The sequence below is a fragment of the Litoribaculum gwangyangense genome (assembly GCF_039543505.1).
Taxonomy (GTDB): Bacteria; Bacteroidota; Bacteroidia; order Flavobacteriales; family Flavobacteriaceae; genus Litoribaculum; species Litoribaculum gwangyangense.
Window position 1 is genome coordinate 289,089 of the sequence record NZ_BAABJW010000004.1, and the last position, 15,190, is coordinate 304,278.

Here is a 15,190-nt window from a genome sequence, read left to right on the forward strand (position 1 = left end):
TGGATGCTTGCGGAAATCATAACCATTGGCGACGAACTTCTTATAGGTCAAGTTATTGATACCAATTCTGCATTCATAGCTAAACAACTCAATAAAATTGGAATATCAGTTTATCAAATTACTTCAGTTCAAGACGATAAAGAACATATTTTAAGGGCTTTAAAAGATTCCGAGAGGAATGTGGATATTATTATTTTAACTGGCGGATTAGGACCTACAAAAGATGATATCACCAAAAAAACAATAGCCGAATATTTTGATGATACATTGGTTCAAGATACTGCGGTATTGCAAAATATTGAATCTATTTGGAAACAATACATTAGGCAAACACTACTTCAAGTAAATAAAGACCAAGCTTTAGTGCCATCAAAAGCAACCGTTTTAATGAATAAGGTAGGCACCGCTCCAGGTATGTGGATGGAAAAGGGTGACAAAACTTTTATATCATTACCAGGCGTGCCTTTTGAAATGAAAGCGTTGTTAAACAATGATGTGATTCCAAAATTAAAAAACAAATATCATTGCCCGTTCATTCTTCATAAAACCCTTTTGGTTTATGGTTTGGGTGAAAGTACTTTGGCAGCTAGAATTGAAGTTTGGGAAGAATCACTGCCGAAACATATAAAGTTAGCTTATTTACCAAGCTTGGGTAAAATGAGACTGCGGTTATCTGCAAAAGGTTTTGAGAGGCAAAAAGTGGAAGAGGAGGTTCAGCAACAAATTGATAAGGTTTTACCATTAATCAAAAAGGAGTTTTTTGGTTATGAAGATGATGACGGTAATGAGGAGGTGGTTATTGGTAACCAACTGACAAAAATGGGGAAAACACTAGCTATTGCGGAGAGTTGCACTGGAGGTAAATTAACAGAATTATTTACGGCAAATTCTGGGGCTTCTAAATATTTAAAAGGGGGTGTAGTAACATATGCCACCCAGTCAAAGATTGATATTTTAAATATTCCTGAAGACTTAATTGATAGCTATTCAGTCGTCAGTGCTCCCGTAGCAGAAGCTATGGCAGAAAATGTTTTAAAATTGTACAAATCAGATTTCGCTGTTTCAACGACTGGAAATGCAGGACCAACGAAAGGCGATTCTAATGCAGAAGTTGGTACCGTTTTTATTGCCATTGCAACAATAAATGGTGTATACTCAAAAGAATTTAACTTCGGAAATCACCGTACAAGAGTTATTAATAAAGCCGTAAATAAGGCCTTGGAAATGCTTCAAAAAGAAATTTTTAAAAATTGATAAAATTTAGGTTGGCATAATATAAAGATTTTGTATATTTGCACCTCGTTTTTAAACAACAAAATTAAAGTTATATAGAATGTCAAGAGTTTGTGAACTTACAGGAAAGAAGGCAATGGTTGGGAACAACGTGTCTCATGCTATGAATAAAACTAAGCGCAAATTTAACGCGAACTTAGTAAAGAAACGTTTTTATGTTCCAGAAGAAGACAACTGGATAACTTTAAAGGTTTCAACATCTGCTTTAAAAACCATCAATAAAATAGGTATCTCTGCAGCAATTAAGGAAGCAAAATCTAAAGGGTTTTTAAAATAAAAGCTGTATTTAATAAGTAAAAAGACATGGCAAAAAAAGGTAATAGAATACAGGTGATTTTAGAATGTACAGAGCATAAAGAGTCTGGTCAACCAGGAACTTCTCGTTACATTACTACAAAAAATAAGAAAAATACGCCAGATAGAATGGAGATTAAAAAATTTAATCCTATCCTTAAGCGTATGACAGTTCATAAAGAAATAAAATAATTAGAAGTTTGTAAAAAACTTCAAATAACGCATAAGTCATGGCAAAAAAATCAGTAGCAACATTACAGACAGGATCAAAAAGATTAACAAAGGCAATAAAAATGGTAAAGTCACCAAAAACTGGTGCTTACATGTTTGTTGAATCTATTATGAGCCCAGAACAAGTCAACGATTTTTTAAGTAAAAACTAAAAAATTCGTATCGATATATTATAAGCTGCTTTCTGACCAGAAAGCAGCTTTTTTATTTTATATTTGAACGAATTTCAGACATGTTGACAGCTATAATTTGTGGTAAGAAATTTGACAAGAAAGGTTAAATACAACAACTTCATAAAAAACAACAAACAATAAAATGAGTTTTTTTAAGAAAATATTTTCATCAGAAAAAAAGGAAACCTTAGATAAAGGACTCGAAAAGACAAAAACTAGTTTTTTTGGTAAATTAAGTAAGGCCGTTGCTGGAAAATCAAAAGTTGATGATGAGGTTTTAGATAATCTGGAAGAAGTATTAGTGTCTAGTGATGTAGGTGTTAATACAACCCTAAAAATTATCGACCGTATTGAGGAACGCGTTTCAAAAGACAAATATTTAGGAACCGATGAGTTAAACCAAATTCTTCGCGAAGAAATTGCTGGCTTGTTAAGCGAAACCAATACAGGTGAGGAAACTGAGTTTTCTATTCCTAAAGACAAAAAACCTTATGTCATTATGGTAGTTGGAGTTAATGGTGTTGGAAAAACAACCACCATTGGCAAACTGGCCTATCAATTTAAAAAACAAGGTTTTAAAGTAGTTTTAGGCGCCGCTGATACGTTTAGAGCTGCTGCCATAGATCAACTTCAAGTTTGGGCAGATAGGGTTGCGGTACCATTGGTTAAGCAATCTATGGGTAGCGATCCTGCCTCTGTCGCTTTCGACACCCTTAAAAGTGCTGTTTCCCAAGATGCCGATGTGGTTATTATAGATACCGCAGGGCGTTTGCACAATAAAGTAAATTTGATGAATGAACTTACTAAGGTTAAGCGGGTGATGCAAAAAGTAGTTGATGACACTCCTAACGATGTGCTATTGGTTTTAGACGGAAGTACTGGGCAAAATGCTTTTGAACAAGCAAAACAATTTACAGCTGCAACAGAAGTGACTTCTTTGGCAGTTACTAAATTAGATGGTACGGCTAAAGGAGGTGTTGTTATTGGTATTTCAGATCAATTTAAAATTCCTGTAAAATATATAGGCGTAGGCGAAGGTATTGAAGATTTACAGGTATTTAATAAATTTGAGTTTGTAGATTCGTTTTTTAAGTAATAAAATTCTGAAAAATAGAAATTTATTTTTTGTAACTTTTATTGTAAACCTTTTTAAATGAGCTACAATATTTATCACAATTTAATAATTGAAGTCTCCCCTGAACAAGTTTTTGTAGCTGTTTCACAACCTAGGTATTTAGATAATTGGTGGACTTTAAAATCATCTGGAAAGCCAGAATTACATGCTGAATACAACTTAAATTTTTCCGATACTTATGATTGGTATTGTAAGGTTTCAAAAATAGAAACCAATAAAAGCATTCATTATAAAATGCTAAAGTCCGATGATGATTGGAATCCAACCACTTTTGGATTTGACTTAGAATCCACTCAAAATGGAACAATGGTTAAATTCAGTCATATTAACTGGCCAGAATTAAATAATCACTATAAATATTCTTCGTTTTGTTGGGCCATGCTTTTAAGTGGATTAAAACAATACTTAGAAAAAGGTATTATTGTTCCTTTCAATGAACGTAATTAAACACCAAAAAATGAATATAACTCCCAGAAAATTTAACACATTTACCTTTTTTAAATTACCATCAGCTTTTTTTTGTGGTGTAAGAACTAAATATATAGATGATAAAAAATGTGTAGTGACCGTGAAACATAAATGGATTAATCAAAACCCATTTCACTCTATGTTTTGGGCAGTACAGGGAATGGCTGCAGAGTTTTCTACAGGTGCATTAATGATGATGAAAATTAAGGAGACGGGTAAGCATATTTCTATGTTGGTAACCACCAACAATGCTACATTCACAAAAAAAGCTACCGGTTTAATAACGTTTACTTGTCATGATGGTAAGCTTGTTGATCAGGCCATAAGAAAAACAGTTGAAACTGGTGAAGGACAAACTATTTGGATGCAATCTGTTGGTATCAATAAAGATGGTGTCATAGTTTCAACCTTTAATTTTGAGTGGAGCATTAAGGTGAAAAGTTAGAATTACGAGTCTTAATTTATCAGATTTTTCATGATTTTTGTAACAAAATCAGAAACAATTCAACTTATAAACGCTTAAACATATAAACTTTAAAAAAATGACAGCACACGAAATTGACTATAGAATCTATGGCGAAGAAATGCAATATGTAGAAATTGAACTCGATCCTCAAGAAGGCGTTGTGGCCGAAGCAGGTAGTTTCATGATGATGGATGATGGAATAAAAATGGAAACTATTTTTGGGGATGGTTCACAAAAAGACTCTGGCTTTTTAGGGAAGATTTTAGGCGCCGGTAAACGAATATTAACTGGCGAAAGTTTGTTTATGACAGCTTTTTATAACACTGTAGTCGGTAAACGTAATGTTTCATTTGCATCACCTTATCCTGGGAAAATTATTCCAATTGATTTAACCGAATTTGGGGGTAAATTTATTTGTCAAAAAGATGCATTTCTTTGTGCCGCCAAGGGTGTGAGTATAGGTATTGAATTCTCAAAAAAGCTAGGTCGAGGTCTTTTTGGTGGCGAAGGGTTTATCATGCAAAAATTGGAAGGTGATGGTATGGCATTTGTACATGCTGGGGGTACTATGGCCAAAAAAGAATTACTTGCTGGTGAAACTATGAGAGTAGATACAGGTTGTATTGTTGGTTTTGATCAAACAGTAGATTATGATATTGAGTTTGTTGGTGGTATAAAAAACACAGTTTTTGGGGGTGAAGGCTTGTTTTTTGCAAAATTACAAGGCCCTGGAACGGTGTATGTGCAATCGTTACCATTTAGCAGGTTAGCTGGGAGAGTATTGGCTTCAGCTCCTCAAGGTGGTGGGAAGAACAAAGGTGAAGGAAGTATTTTAGGAGGACTAGGGGATTTGCTAGATGGGGATAATAGATTTTAGGTGTTAATTTTTATTTAAATAAAAAATAGTGTTCAAATTTTTAGTAAATTAGAAACATAATTTTAAATTTACAACCTATAAAACAAATCTACATTTACATTACAAACCTAAACCTAAGTTTAAAATGGCTAGAGCAATGCTAGAGTATACTAAAACGGTGCTCAATAAAGTGAGTTTTGATGTATCGTTGTTTTGCAGAGAAGTACAAAAGGCATTAACACGTTTATTGCCTTACGAGATTGAAGAGCTTAAAATTTTTATTCATTCTCTGATTCAGCAAAATCCAGAATTAAATCAATGTTTAATCTATTTAAAACCATAAAAAAAAGCGACTTTTAAGTCGCTTTTTTTTATGGTCATTTTTTTGGCAATGGGCTGATTATTTTCACATCTTGAAAAGCTATTGCACCCCTTATAATACCGGATATTACATCTTGTAAGGTTTCAATTATTTGAATTTTTAATTCACTTTTGTGATAAATGATACTTACCTCTCTTGCTGGCGAAGGTTCATTAAAGTAATGTAGATTTTCTTTTTCCTTTTCATTAATGTCTAAGGTGTGTAAATAAGGTAGTAATGTCATACCTAATCCTTCATTTGATAATTTCACTAATGTCTCTATACTACCACTTTCAATTTGAAATTGATCATCAGAATGATTTTTAAAAACTTTGCAAAGATTAATAACACCATCTCGAAAGCAATGTCCATCTTCAAGAAGTAACATATCATTAATATCCAAATCGGAAACATCTATTTTTTTGTTCGTATAAAGTCTGTGTCCTTGGGGAATGTAACATACAAAAGGTTCAAAATAAAGAACACGTTCTTTAATGCTATCATCTTCTAAAGGAGTGGCAGCAATCGCTGCATCTAAATGACCTTCTTTAATTCTAGTAATAATTTCCTCAGTAGTTAATTCTTCAATCTTCAGTTTAACTTTTGGATGCTTTTTTATAAAGGTTTTTAAAAACATGGGTAGTAAAGTGGGCATTACCGTTGGAATGATTCCTAATTTAAATTCACCACCAATATATCCCTTTTGTTGGTCTACAATATCCTGTATTCTATAAGATTCGTTTACTATATTTCTAGCTTGAGTTACAATTTTTCTACCTACATCGGTTAGTTCAATGGGTTTTTTACTTCTGTCAAAAATTTGAATATCTAATTCGTCCTCAAGTTTTTGAATTTGCATGCTTAATGTGGGTTGGGTAACAAAACACTTTTCAGCAGCTTTGGTAAAATTTTGATTTTCAGCTACCGCTAAAACATAATATAATTGGGTAATCGTCATAAGTATCAATTTAAGCTATAAAAATATAAAAACTATCAATAATACTTATATTAATAGGTGTTAATTATAGTTTACTTTTGTTTTAGTTTAGTTTGTTAAAGTTTTACCGATAAGTAAAGTTTTAAAGTTGGTTAATAGTGAAAAGCGACCTTTTTTTAAAGGTCGCTTTTTTATTTGTTATTTAGTTTTAAAATATAATTTTTAACTCTAAATTTTCATCATTCATCTCAAATTTGGCTTTACTAAATTGTGGAGGTCCAAAACTCATATCGTTATTGGATGCGCCGTAGGCTTCTTTTGGCATGCCGTTTTCTTGAAAGTCCATTTTTCGGTTTTCGTTTTCGTCATGTAAAGCCATAATCGCGTAGGTTCCAGGTGTTACATTTTCAAAAGTTAAAGACACTTGACCGTCTACAATTTTGCTCTCCAAGTTTTGGATACCACTAGCTTTCATAAAAGTCCCTTCAGTGTGAAGCGAAAGCAAAACGTTTCCATTATTGTTTTGAATATTTTCAATAGTAACGGTGATGGAGTGTCCTGCTTTTTCTTCTTGTGCGTAGTTAAATGATACTGATAATAATAGGACGATAATTAATGTTAGTGTTTTCATGATATTTGATTTTTTGTTTAACAATTCAAATATCCAACAGTTATTAAACATCCAATAAAAATATCTACCGAGTTGTAAAATTTAAATGATGAAATGTAAAATGTAGGATTTTAAGAAGCATTTTGCTTAGGTTAATCAATGATTTCCACCTTTCTTATGTAAATATTTCGCAATGGCCAATCCCCGTCTTCTGTTTCCACTGCTGCGATTTCATCAACGACATCCATACCGCTAATAACCCTTCCAAAAATGGTATAATCACCATCTAAAAAATGTGCTCCACCTTTTTGGCAAACAATAAAAAACTCGTAAGGAGATGCCAATTTATGTGGATTATCAATTTCACTACTAGGCATCGAGATAACTCCTCTTTCATGGGTGAAACCACGTTTAGTGTCAGGGGGTAACAAATATTTGCCAATCTTACTCCGTTTTCTTGCCGTTTTCACATCATCACTATTACCACCTTGAATAATATAATTATCAATGACTCTGTAAAATTGTGTGCCATCGAAATATTTTTGTTTGGTTAAAAAAATAAAGTTTGAGCGGTGATATTTTGTTTCATTAAAAAGTAAAATATCAATATTTCCAAAATCTGTGGTAATGCGGACTTTGTTTTCTTTATGTTTTTTATCATATTCCTGAAAAAAGAACATGGCATTTTTAGAATCTAACTTGGGGTATCTTCTATCCGGTTTTTCCGAATCATTTTTAATTGTTTGTAGAGTGTCAGATTTCGTTAGGTCTTCTTTTGTTGTTTTCTTTTTAGTTTGTTTATCTTCACAATTCGTAAACAAAAAAAACATACTTAAAAGGATAATTAGCCGCATGCAATGAGATTTGATGATTTTTTAATATCGTTATCAAAAATAAAAAATATAGAATTGCCAGCCGAAACATCTCATTTTAAAATGGTACCACCGTTCCGGCAAGAATTGTTAAAGCTACAAAAAGAAGCTATTAAAACAGCGAAAAACGCGGGTGTTTTAGCCTTGTTTTATCCAGATTTAAATTATAAAACTAGATTTGTACTCATTTTAAGAAAATCATATAAAGGCGTTCATTCTGCGCAAATAGCTTTTCCTGGAGGCAAACTGGAAATGGAGGATGAGTCCATTGAACATACCGCTTTAAGGGAAACTTTTGAGGAAGTTGGTGTGCCAACAAATGTTGTAAAAGTAGTTCGAAAATTATCCCAAGTTTATATCCCACCGAGTAATTTTTACGTTCATCCGTTTTTAGGATTTGTTGATAAAACCCCTAGTTTTATAAAACAAGAAAATGAAGTTGAAGATATTTTAGAAATTGCTCTGGATCATTTTTTAGATGAGAAATGCTTGATAACCAAAAAAGTAAAAACATCTTACAGTGTTGAGGTTGAAGTGCCGGCATTCCAATTAAATGGACACCATGTTTGGGGAGCGACCGCTATGATGCTGAGTGAAATTAAAGACATGTTAAAACAACTTATCTAGTTTGTAGATTTATTACATTTGTAATAACTAACCAATTTGAAACGAAATCTATGGGATTGTTTAAAAGAAATCCTTTCGGGCATATATTATTTGTTAAAAAATGGCTCATTAGAATTTTGGGCGTCATGACTCATCGGCGTTTTCGAGGATTTAATGAATTGCAAATTGAAGGCTCTGAAATTATAAAATTATTACCAGATACCAATGTCCTTTTCATTTCAAACCATCAAACGTATTTTGCTGATGTAGTATCTATGTTCCATGTTTTTAATGCCAGTTTAAGTGGACGAGTAGATTCCATTAAAAATGTAGGATATCTATGGAACCCCAAACTCAATATCTATTATGTTGCCGCTAAAGAAACTATGAAAGCAGGTTTACTTCCAAAAATTTTGGCTTATGTAGGGTCTATTAGTATTGAGCGTACTTGGAGAGCTGAAGGCAAGGATGTTAATAGGCAAGTGCGCATGAGTGATATTTCAAATATAGGAAAAGCGCTGGATGATGGTTGGGTTATTACCTTTCCTCAAGGAACTACAACGCCTTTTAAGCCCATTAGAAAAGGGACTGCACATATAATAAAACGCTATAAACCTATAGTAGTACCTATAGTTATTGATGGCTTTCGTCGTTCTTTTGATAAAAAAGGCTTGAGAATAAAAAAGAAAAATATCCTGCAATCTATGGAAATTAAGGCACCTTTAGATATTGATTATGACAATGAAACCACCGATGAGATTGTAAAAAAAATTGAATATGCCATAGAGCAACATCCATCTTTTTTAAAGGTTATTCCGCAAAGCGAGTTGGAAGCACTCGAAGAGTTAAATAAACTACGCGAGTGGTGACTTGAGTTTATCCTATGTATAATATACATTTTGGATATTCAAATTTTTATTTTCAGATAAAATATTAAACATACCTTGGAATTTTGTAAAGGAGAACATAAGCATTTTATTGTTTACAAACCATACAACTATTTAAGTCAGTTTTATAGTAATTCTAAACAACAAAAAAATAAGAGGTTTCTCGGCGAACTCTATAATTTTCCAAAAGGGATTATGCCAATAGGTAGGCTGGACGAAAAATCCGAAGGACTTTTATTGCTTACCACCAATGGTAAATTGAGCGATTATATAAATAGCCAAAAAGTTGATAAGGAATATTATGCCCAGTTAGATGGGAATATTTCAGTTGAGGCTATTAAAAAATTAGAAACTGGTATTGAAATTGGTTTTGATGGAAAAAAATATCTTACAAAACCATGTAAGGTTTTTAAATTATCTGATAGTCCAAATTTACCAATGCGATCCAAAAAAATAAGAGATACACGACATGGACCAACTAGTTGGATATCCTTAACTTTAAATGAGGGCAAATTTAGGCAAGTGCGAAAAATGACTTCTGCTGTCGGTTTTCCAACCCTTAGATTGGTAAGAGTTAAAGTTGGTCATATTAGCTTAAATAATATGCAAATAGGTGAGGTGCTCGAGTTGGATAAATTAGTTTAGTTTGTTAATAATTTTATGGTTATAAAAACTAAAATAACACATAACACTACAATACCAATTCTACTGGTAATTGGTGATTTTCCCTTGTAAAATGTATTGCTTTTTTGTAGGAAATAAATGTAAGCCAAAACAGGATATATAGCTAGTAATAATCCAGAGGCGAAATCACTTATAAGGAACTTTAAAATTAGACCAACCATTATGGTGGTTATACCTAAGACAATATGAAATGATTTAAAAAAAGGTAAAAATCTTTTTAAGTCAAAATTCTTTTGTTCTTCTTCATTCATGGTATTATAACCAGAAAGTAGGTATTTTGCATTACTCTCGGTTAATATATAGGCCATAGCTATAAAAAGACAACCAGTTATTAAAATAGCTAAAATCATAATTTAAACTTCAAGTTTTTCTAATTCTAAATAATTATTATTTAAACGCTTTAATAGAAATCCGTAAATAATCTTATAGAATAACCAAATTATCAATACAAAAAGGACAGTAAAAAATATCATAATAGCATAAATAATTATTAATTTATCATCTCCAAAATCTGCTATTTTATTTGATATTTCAGGGTCATTATGTATGGTGTGATAGAAACCAAAAATTAATGATAATCCTGCCATTACAAGATTAAAAAGCACATAGTATTTTACAACTTTACGGGTGCTAATGATGCTTTTCATTAATTTTTTTACATTATCTGTAACCGATATAGATTTATATGATTTATACAGCAAATAGATGAATAAGAGTATGATTGCGTAGCTAATTATCGTAAGTATAGTTAAAGTATATTCATTGGAATAAATAGATTCAATTTTTTGTTTGTATTCCTCAGAATAAAAATAAGGAATGGAATTAATAAGTATCCAAAAAACGAGTTCGGCAATACTTACATAAAACAATGTTTTTACAATTGATGAGGACTTTTTATGCAACATCGGGTAAATATCCTTAACCGACAGTTTTATGTGCTCTGCATTGGATTTATTCCAATCCTTCTTTAAAATATCTAATTCATCCATACTGTTACGGATTAAGTATGGTTTTAAGCTTAGTTTTAACACGGTTCATTTTCACACGTGCGTTTACTTCGCTTATACCCAAAGTTTCACTAATTTCTCTATAGTCTTTGTCTTCTAAATACAAGAATACAAGTGCTTTTTCAATGTCGTTTAGTTGATGTACTGCTTGGTATAAAACTTTTAATTGTTGTTCTTCGGTGTCATCATAATCCTCAGCCTTAATTTTAAATTCTACATCTCCAAAGTCTTGTGTATTTAAGGTTCGTTTTGATTTTCTGTAAAGTGTGATAGCGGTATTTAAGCCTACACGATACATCCAGGTGCTAAATTTTGAATCGCCTCGAAATTTAGGGTAGGCTTTCCAAAGTTGTATGGTTATTTCTTGAAACAAATCATTGTGCGCATCATAATTATTGGTGTACAAACGGCAAACTTTGTGCACAATATTTTGATGCTTTTCTAGCAATTCAACAAAACTATGTTCTAGTTCTTTATTCAAATTGATGGTTCAGTTACCAATGAGTATAAAAAAAATTAAAAATGTTACAAAAAGAAATTAATTTCTGTAATTAAGAGCAGGCAATCTATCGCCAATCAGCGGTATATATTCAAATTTATCACCACGTCTTTCAAGAAATTCTGATTTAGCTTTTACTACAATATCTTTATTTGAAAACAAATCAATTGCAGTGGCAGCAAGTGTTTTCGCTGCAAGCATCATCCCTTTTGTTCCTATACTCATACCACCCGCTGCAACTGCCTGCCAGCTATGGGAAGGGGTGTTCGGCACCCAAGTGGCTGCGCGTATTCCACCTGTTGCCACATTGTAACTTACATCACCTACATCAGTTGATCCAGATCCTTTAGAGGTTGGATTCAAATTATAAGGCATGACACCTTCTACATACTTTAAATCTAAGGTTTCTTGGCCTAATGTTTTGTTTATTTTTTCAGCAAATGAACGTTCGTCTGAATCATATGTATAGCCACCAATTTTTACAAAATTATCGTACATTAATTTTTGCAAAGTTAAGTTTGGTAATAAATCATACGTGCCTCCTATAATTTCATAATTCATGGTGGTATCGGTCCCAATGGCTGCGCCTTCAGCTGCTTTCACTATTCTATCAAATAGTTTTACCACTTCTTCCCTATCTGGATGTCTGGAATAGTAGTAAACTTCCGCAAAATCTGGAACCACATTTGGGGCTTTTCCTCCTTCGGTTATAACATAGTGAATTCGTGCTTCTTGGGGCATGTGTTCACGCATCATATTCACCATGAAATTCATAGATTCTACCGCATCCAAAGCAGAACGTCCTTTTTCTGGCGCACTCGATGCATGTGCTGAAACACCATAAAATCTAAACTTAGCCGATTTGTTTGCCAATCTGATGATTGGGTTAGAATGGTTTTTCGAATCGGCATGCCAGTGAAGTGCTATATCTACATCTTTAAACAATCCTTCTCGGGTCATGTAGACTTTTCCAGAGCCTCCTTCTTCTGCAGGACATCCGTAAAACCTGATGGTGCCTGAAATTTTATTTTCTTTTAACCAATTTTTTACACTTATAGCTGCAGCTGTTGATGCCGTTCCAAATAAATGGTGCCCACAAGCATGTCCGGCATCTTTGTTATCCGAAACTCTCTCAGGAAGCGCTTTTTGCGATAAACCAGGTAGGGCATCGTATTCGCCTAAAATAGCTATAATAGGTGAACCAGTTCCATACTCTGCAATAAATGCTGTGGGAATTCGAGCTACGCCACTTGTGATTTTGAAACCTTCATCTTTTAATGTTTTCTGTAACAAAAGACTACTTTTCTCCTCTTGATAACCCATTTCTGCGTAGTTCCAAATAGAATGTGCAATACTGCCATAAAAAGTAGTTTTTGAATCGAGATCCTTTAATGTATTATCTAGTTTGTTTTGTGATTTAAGATAAGTTGAAAATAAAAAAACAATGGAGTAGATGAGAATATTTTTCATTTTTAAATATTTGGTTAAATACTAATATATGAAAAAATACATTGTGTAGTAATGATGAAAAGCTTCAATTCATCATCGAAATTTTACAGTTCGGTTATTTTGAATTTTTACTTTAAAGAATCTATTTAAAATTTGCCTCATAAATAAAAAACGAGCACAACAGATAAATCCTTAACATGAAAAAAATACTAACCCTAATTATAATCTTACTTTTTATAAGTTCGAAAGCACAAAATGTTGTAAGTGGAAAGGTTTTTAATGTAAAAAATGAGCCAATTATTGGAGCTAATATCTACTTAGAGGGTACTTATGATGGAACAACATCAGATGAAAACGGAAGTTTTTCTTTTACCACTTCTGAAACTGGGAATCTCACGTTAATAGTTTCTTATTTATCGTATGAAACCTTTACCATGTTTGGTGATGTCTCATACATGAAAAACCTTAATATAAAATTGAGAGAAGATGTTAATGCATTAGATGCCGTAGTTCTTTCAGCAGGAACATTTTCGGCTGGTGATAATAGTAAAGTAAACGTATTAAAACCTTTGGATGTCGTAACAACTGCTAGCGCTTTGGGCGACTTTGTTGGGGCCTTACAAACTTTACCTGGAACCACTACTGTTCCTGAAGATGGACGCTTATTTGTGCGTGGAGGTGATGCTGAAGAAACTCAAATTTTTATTGATGGTATTCGCGTTTTTACCCCTTATACTCCAACTACCAATAATGCACCAACTCGTGGGCGCTATTCACCTTTTTTATTTGATGGAATTACGTTCTCAACGGGTGGCTATTCAGCAGAATTTGGGCAAGCATTATCCAGCGTATTACTTTTAAATACTATTAATGAACCTGATCAAGAAAAAACAGATATTGGTATAATGAGTGTTGGAGCGAGTTTAGGAAATACCCAAAAGTGGGATAAAAGTTCCATTAGCGTAAATGCATCATATATCAATTTAGCTCCTTACAATACTATTTTTAATAATAGAAATAATTGGATAAAACCTTTTGAAACAGTTTCAGGCGAGAGCGTTTTTAGAAAAACAACAAATTCTGGCTTAATAAAGCTTTACGGTGCTTTTGACACCACAAATTTTGAATTAACCCAAGAGGATATTAATAATGATGAAGGTTTGTATTTTAAACTCAATAATAAAAACCTCTATTTTAATGGGTCTTACCAAGGTGTATTAAATGATAATTGGACGTTACAAGGTGGTTTTAGTTATACACACAGCAACAACAAATTAAATGTTATGGATAGCTCCATAAACGGCACTGAAAATTCAATACATACGAAACTCAAATTTAAAAACCGAATAAGCAACAGATTGAAGTTGTACTTTGGAGCCGAATATTTTGCAACAAATTTCACCGAAAATTACAGCGATGTAACCATTGATAATACTGAATACGGTTATGACAACAATATTGCCGCCGTGTTTGCAGAAGCAGATATTTTTATCTCAAAAAATTTAGCTTTTAAATCAGGAATTCGAGGAGAGTATAGTCAATTGTTTAAAGAATATAACCTAGCCCCTAGATTGTCATTCGCTTATAAAACATCAAGTAAAAGTCAGTTGTCAGTGGCTTATGGTAACTTTTATCAAAACCCAAATAGTAATATTTTAAAGTTTAATCAAAATCTAAAAGCAGAAAGTACCTCTCATTATATTTTGAATTACCAGTTTAATGCTGATAGAAAAATATTTAGAGCTGAAGCGTATTATAAAAAATACAATGATTTAGTAAAATACGATACTGAATTTACAAATTTTGATACTAATTTTAGCAATAACGGTTTTGGATTTGCGAAGGGTATAGATTTCTTTTGGAGAGACAGTAAAAGCATAAAAAACTTTGATTATTGGGTAAGTTACTCCCTTTTAGATACCAAACGTGATTATAAAAATTACCCAGAAAAAGCACAACCCAACTTTGCAAACACCCATAATTTATCATTAGTTGGTAAATATTGGATAGACGATTTACGCAGCCAAGTAGGGTTTAGTTATGCATTTGCCTCTGGTAGAACTTTTACCAATCCTAATAACCCCGGTTTTTTAAACGATAAAACCAAAGCCTTTAATAGTTTAAGTGTAAACTGGGCCTATTTAATTAGTCCACAAAAAATACTTTATGCATCTGTTAACAATGTATTAGGATTTAAGAACATTAACGGCTATCAATACGCTAATACACCCGATGCGAATGGAAACTTTAATAGAAGAGCCCTACAACCAGCCACAGACCAATTCGTTTTTATAGGCTTCTTTTGGACTATAAGTGAAGATAAAAAAAGTAATCAATTGGATAATCTTTAAATTTCGCTTAT

The 15,190-nt window shown here is 32.6% G+C and carries 20 protein-coding genes; 13 read left to right on the plus strand and 7 right to left on the minus strand.

Annotation, left to right across the window (positions count from 1 at the left end):
- The first annotated feature begins 3 nt into the window (after positions 1-3).
- From ABD963_RS12460 to ABD963_RS12500, 9 genes are all read left to right on the plus strand, one after another.
- Positions 4-1,254, plus strand: a complete 1,251-nt coding sequence (locus ABD963_RS12460) for a competence/damage-inducible protein A (protein ID WP_345277313.1) — start codon at positions 4-6, stop codon at positions 1,252-1,254.
- A 79-nt stretch (positions 1,255-1,333) separates the two neighbouring features.
- On the plus strand, positions 1,334-1,570 hold the full coding sequence (gene rpmB, locus ABD963_RS12465) for a 50S ribosomal protein L28 (RefSeq protein ID WP_345277314.1): 237 nt from the start codon (positions 1,334-1,336) through the stop codon (positions 1,568-1,570).
- A 26-nt stretch (positions 1,571-1,596) separates the two neighbouring features.
- Positions 1,597-1,779 carry a 50S ribosomal protein L33 gene (gene rpmG / locus ABD963_RS12470; RefSeq protein WP_007648529.1) on the plus strand — a complete coding sequence of 61 codons (183 nt, stop codon included), beginning with the start codon at positions 1,597-1,599 and terminating at the stop codon, positions 1,777-1,779.
- A gap of 38 nt (positions 1,780-1,817) precedes the next feature.
- The gene (locus ABD963_RS12475; protein WP_345277315.1) at positions 1,818-1,970 is read left to right on the plus strand and encodes a DUF4295 domain-containing protein; all 153 of its coding nucleotides are present in this window, start codon (positions 1,818-1,820) and stop codon (positions 1,968-1,970) included.
- A 163-nt stretch (positions 1,971-2,133) separates the two neighbouring features.
- Entirely contained in the window at positions 2,134-3,087 is a 954-nt protein-coding gene (gene ftsY / locus ABD963_RS12480; RefSeq protein WP_345277316.1) for a signal recognition particle-docking protein FtsY, read from the plus strand.
- A 57-nt stretch (positions 3,088-3,144) separates the two neighbouring features.
- Positions 3,145-3,573 carry an SRPBCC family protein gene (locus ABD963_RS12485; RefSeq protein WP_345277317.1) on the plus strand — a complete coding sequence of 143 codons (429 nt, stop codon included), beginning with the start codon at positions 3,145-3,147 and terminating at the stop codon, positions 3,571-3,573.
- Between the two features lie 10 nt (positions 3,574-3,583).
- A complete protein-coding gene (locus ABD963_RS12490) occupies positions 3,584-4,039 on the plus strand; it encodes a DUF4442 domain-containing protein (RefSeq protein ID WP_345277318.1) in 456 nt (151 codons plus the stop codon).
- Between the two features lie 97 nt (positions 4,040-4,136).
- Positions 4,137-4,937, plus strand: coding sequence for a TIGR00266 family protein (locus tag ABD963_RS12495; RefSeq protein ID WP_345277319.1), 801 nt, complete (start codon positions 4,137-4,139; stop codon positions 4,935-4,937).
- A 124-nt stretch (positions 4,938-5,061) separates the two neighbouring features.
- A complete protein-coding gene (locus ABD963_RS12500) occupies positions 5,062-5,259 on the plus strand; it encodes a hypothetical protein (RefSeq protein WP_345277320.1) in 198 nt (65 codons plus the stop codon).
- Positions 5,260-5,293: 34 nt separating this feature from the next.
- Here the strand turns inward: ABD963_RS12500 and ABD963_RS12505 are convergent, their stop codons facing one another.
- From ABD963_RS12505 to ABD963_RS12515, 3 genes are all read right to left on the minus strand, one after another.
- Positions 5,294-6,235: a LysR substrate-binding domain-containing protein gene (locus ABD963_RS12505; protein WP_345277321.1), complete on the minus strand. Its 942-nt coding sequence runs from the start codon at positions 6,233-6,235 to the stop codon at positions 5,294-5,296.
- Positions 6,236-6,422: 187 nt separating this feature from the next.
- A complete protein-coding gene (locus ABD963_RS12510) occupies positions 6,423-6,845 on the minus strand; it encodes a DUF2141 domain-containing protein (RefSeq protein WP_345277322.1) in 423 nt (140 codons plus the stop codon).
- Positions 6,846-6,976: 131 nt separating this feature from the next.
- On the minus strand, positions 6,977-7,678 hold the full coding sequence (locus tag ABD963_RS12515; RefSeq protein ID WP_345277323.1) for a peptidylprolyl isomerase: 702 nt from the start codon (positions 7,676-7,678) through the stop codon (positions 6,977-6,979).
- 3 nt (positions 7,679-7,681) lie between these two features.
- Between ABD963_RS12515 and ABD963_RS12520 the strand changes: the two genes are divergently transcribed.
- The 3 genes from ABD963_RS12520 (at position 7,682) to ABD963_RS12530 (ending at position 9,834) form a co-directional block, all read left to right on the plus strand.
- The gene (locus ABD963_RS12520) at positions 7,682-8,323 is read left to right on the plus strand and encodes an NUDIX hydrolase (protein WP_345277324.1); all 642 of its coding nucleotides are present in this window, start codon (positions 7,682-7,684) and stop codon (positions 8,321-8,323) included.
- A 50-nt stretch (positions 8,324-8,373) separates the two neighbouring features.
- Positions 8,374-9,171 carry a lysophospholipid acyltransferase family protein gene (locus ABD963_RS12525; RefSeq protein ID WP_345277325.1) on the plus strand — a complete coding sequence of 266 codons (798 nt, stop codon included), beginning with the start codon at positions 8,374-8,376 and terminating at the stop codon, positions 9,169-9,171.
- A 75-nt stretch (positions 9,172-9,246) separates the two neighbouring features.
- Positions 9,247-9,834, plus strand: coding sequence for a pseudouridine synthase (locus ABD963_RS12530; RefSeq protein ID WP_345277326.1), 588 nt, complete (start codon positions 9,247-9,249; stop codon positions 9,832-9,834).
- Here ABD963_RS12530 and ABD963_RS12535 read toward each other — a convergent pair.
- From ABD963_RS12535 to ABD963_RS12550, 4 genes are read right to left on the minus strand one after another with little or no spacing between them, the layout of a single operon-like run.
- Entirely contained in the window at positions 9,831-10,223 is a 393-nt protein-coding gene (locus tag ABD963_RS12535) for a DUF3784 domain-containing protein (RefSeq protein WP_345277327.1), read from the minus strand. The two genes, ABD963_RS12530 and ABD963_RS12535, sit on opposite strands and share 4 nt — an antisense overlap.
- Before the next feature lie 3 nt (positions 10,224-10,226).
- Positions 10,227-10,862, minus strand: a complete 636-nt coding sequence (locus ABD963_RS12540) for a hypothetical protein (RefSeq protein WP_345277328.1) — start codon at positions 10,860-10,862, stop codon at positions 10,227-10,229.
- 4 nt (positions 10,863-10,866) lie between these two features.
- Entirely contained in the window at positions 10,867-11,361 is a 495-nt protein-coding gene (locus ABD963_RS12545) for an RNA polymerase sigma factor (protein WP_345277329.1), read from the minus strand.
- 57 nt (positions 11,362-11,418) lie between these two features.
- Positions 11,419-12,849, minus strand: coding sequence for an amidohydrolase (locus tag ABD963_RS12550; RefSeq protein WP_345277330.1), 1,431 nt, complete (start codon positions 12,847-12,849; stop codon positions 11,419-11,421).
- A gap of 176 nt (positions 12,850-13,025) precedes the next feature.
- On the opposite strand from ABD963_RS12550, the gene ABD963_RS12555 reads away from it, so the two are divergent.
- Entirely contained in the window at positions 13,026-15,179 is a 2,154-nt protein-coding gene (locus tag ABD963_RS12555; protein WP_345277331.1) for a TonB-dependent receptor, read from the plus strand.
- Positions 15,180-15,190: the final 11 nt, after the last annotated feature.

Coding starts and splice junctions, on each gene's coding strand:
- ABD963_RS12460 (WP_345277313.1), top strand. CDS start 4: ATGCTTGCGGAAATCATAACCATTGGCGACGAACTTCTTATAGGTCAA.
- rpmB (WP_345277314.1), top strand. CDS start 1,334: ATGTCAAGAGTTTGTGAACTTACAGGAAAGAAGGCAATGGTTGGGAAC.
- rpmG (WP_007648529.1), top strand. CDS start 1,597: ATGGCAAAAAAAGGTAATAGAATACAGGTGATTTTAGAATGTACAGAG.
- ABD963_RS12475 (WP_345277315.1), top strand. CDS start 1,818: ATGGCAAAAAAATCAGTAGCAACATTACAGACAGGATCAAAAAGATTA.
- ftsY (WP_345277316.1), top strand. CDS start 2,134: ATGAGTTTTTTTAAGAAAATATTTTCATCAGAAAAAAAGGAAACCTTA.
- ABD963_RS12485 (WP_345277317.1), top strand. CDS start 3,145: ATGAGCTACAATATTTATCACAATTTAATAATTGAAGTCTCCCCTGAA.
- ABD963_RS12490 (WP_345277318.1), top strand. CDS start 3,584: ATGAATATAACTCCCAGAAAATTTAACACATTTACCTTTTTTAAATTA.
- ABD963_RS12495 (WP_345277319.1), top strand. CDS start 4,137: ATGACAGCACACGAAATTGACTATAGAATCTATGGCGAAGAAATGCAA.
- ABD963_RS12500 (WP_345277320.1), top strand. CDS start 5,062: ATGGCTAGAGCAATGCTAGAGTATACTAAAACGGTGCTCAATAAAGTG.
- ABD963_RS12505 (WP_345277321.1), bottom strand. CDS start 6,235: ATGACGATTACCCAATTATATTATGTTTTAGCGGTAGCTGAAAATCAA.
- ABD963_RS12510 (WP_345277322.1), bottom strand. CDS start 6,845: ATGAAAACACTAACATTAATTATCGTCCTATTATTATCAGTATCATTT.
- ABD963_RS12515 (WP_345277323.1), bottom strand. CDS start 7,678: ATGCGGCTAATTATCCTTTTAAGTATGTTTTTTTTGTTTACGAATTGT.
- ABD963_RS12520 (WP_345277324.1), top strand. CDS start 7,682: ATGAGATTTGATGATTTTTTAATATCGTTATCAAAAATAAAAAATATA.
- ABD963_RS12525 (WP_345277325.1), top strand. CDS start 8,374: ATGGGATTGTTTAAAAGAAATCCTTTCGGGCATATATTATTTGTTAAA.
- ABD963_RS12535 (WP_345277327.1), bottom strand. CDS start 10,223: ATGATTTTAGCTATTTTAATAACTGGTTGTCTTTTTATAGCTATGGCC.
- ABD963_RS12540 (WP_345277328.1), bottom strand. CDS start 10,862: ATGGATGAATTAGATATTTTAAAGAAGGATTGGAATAAATCCAATGCA.
- ABD963_RS12550 (WP_345277330.1), bottom strand. CDS start 12,849: ATGAAAAATATTCTCATCTACTCCATTGTTTTTTTATTTTCAACTTAT.
- ABD963_RS12555 (WP_345277331.1), top strand. CDS start 13,026: ATGAAAAAAATACTAACCCTAATTATAATCTTACTTTTTATAAGTTCG.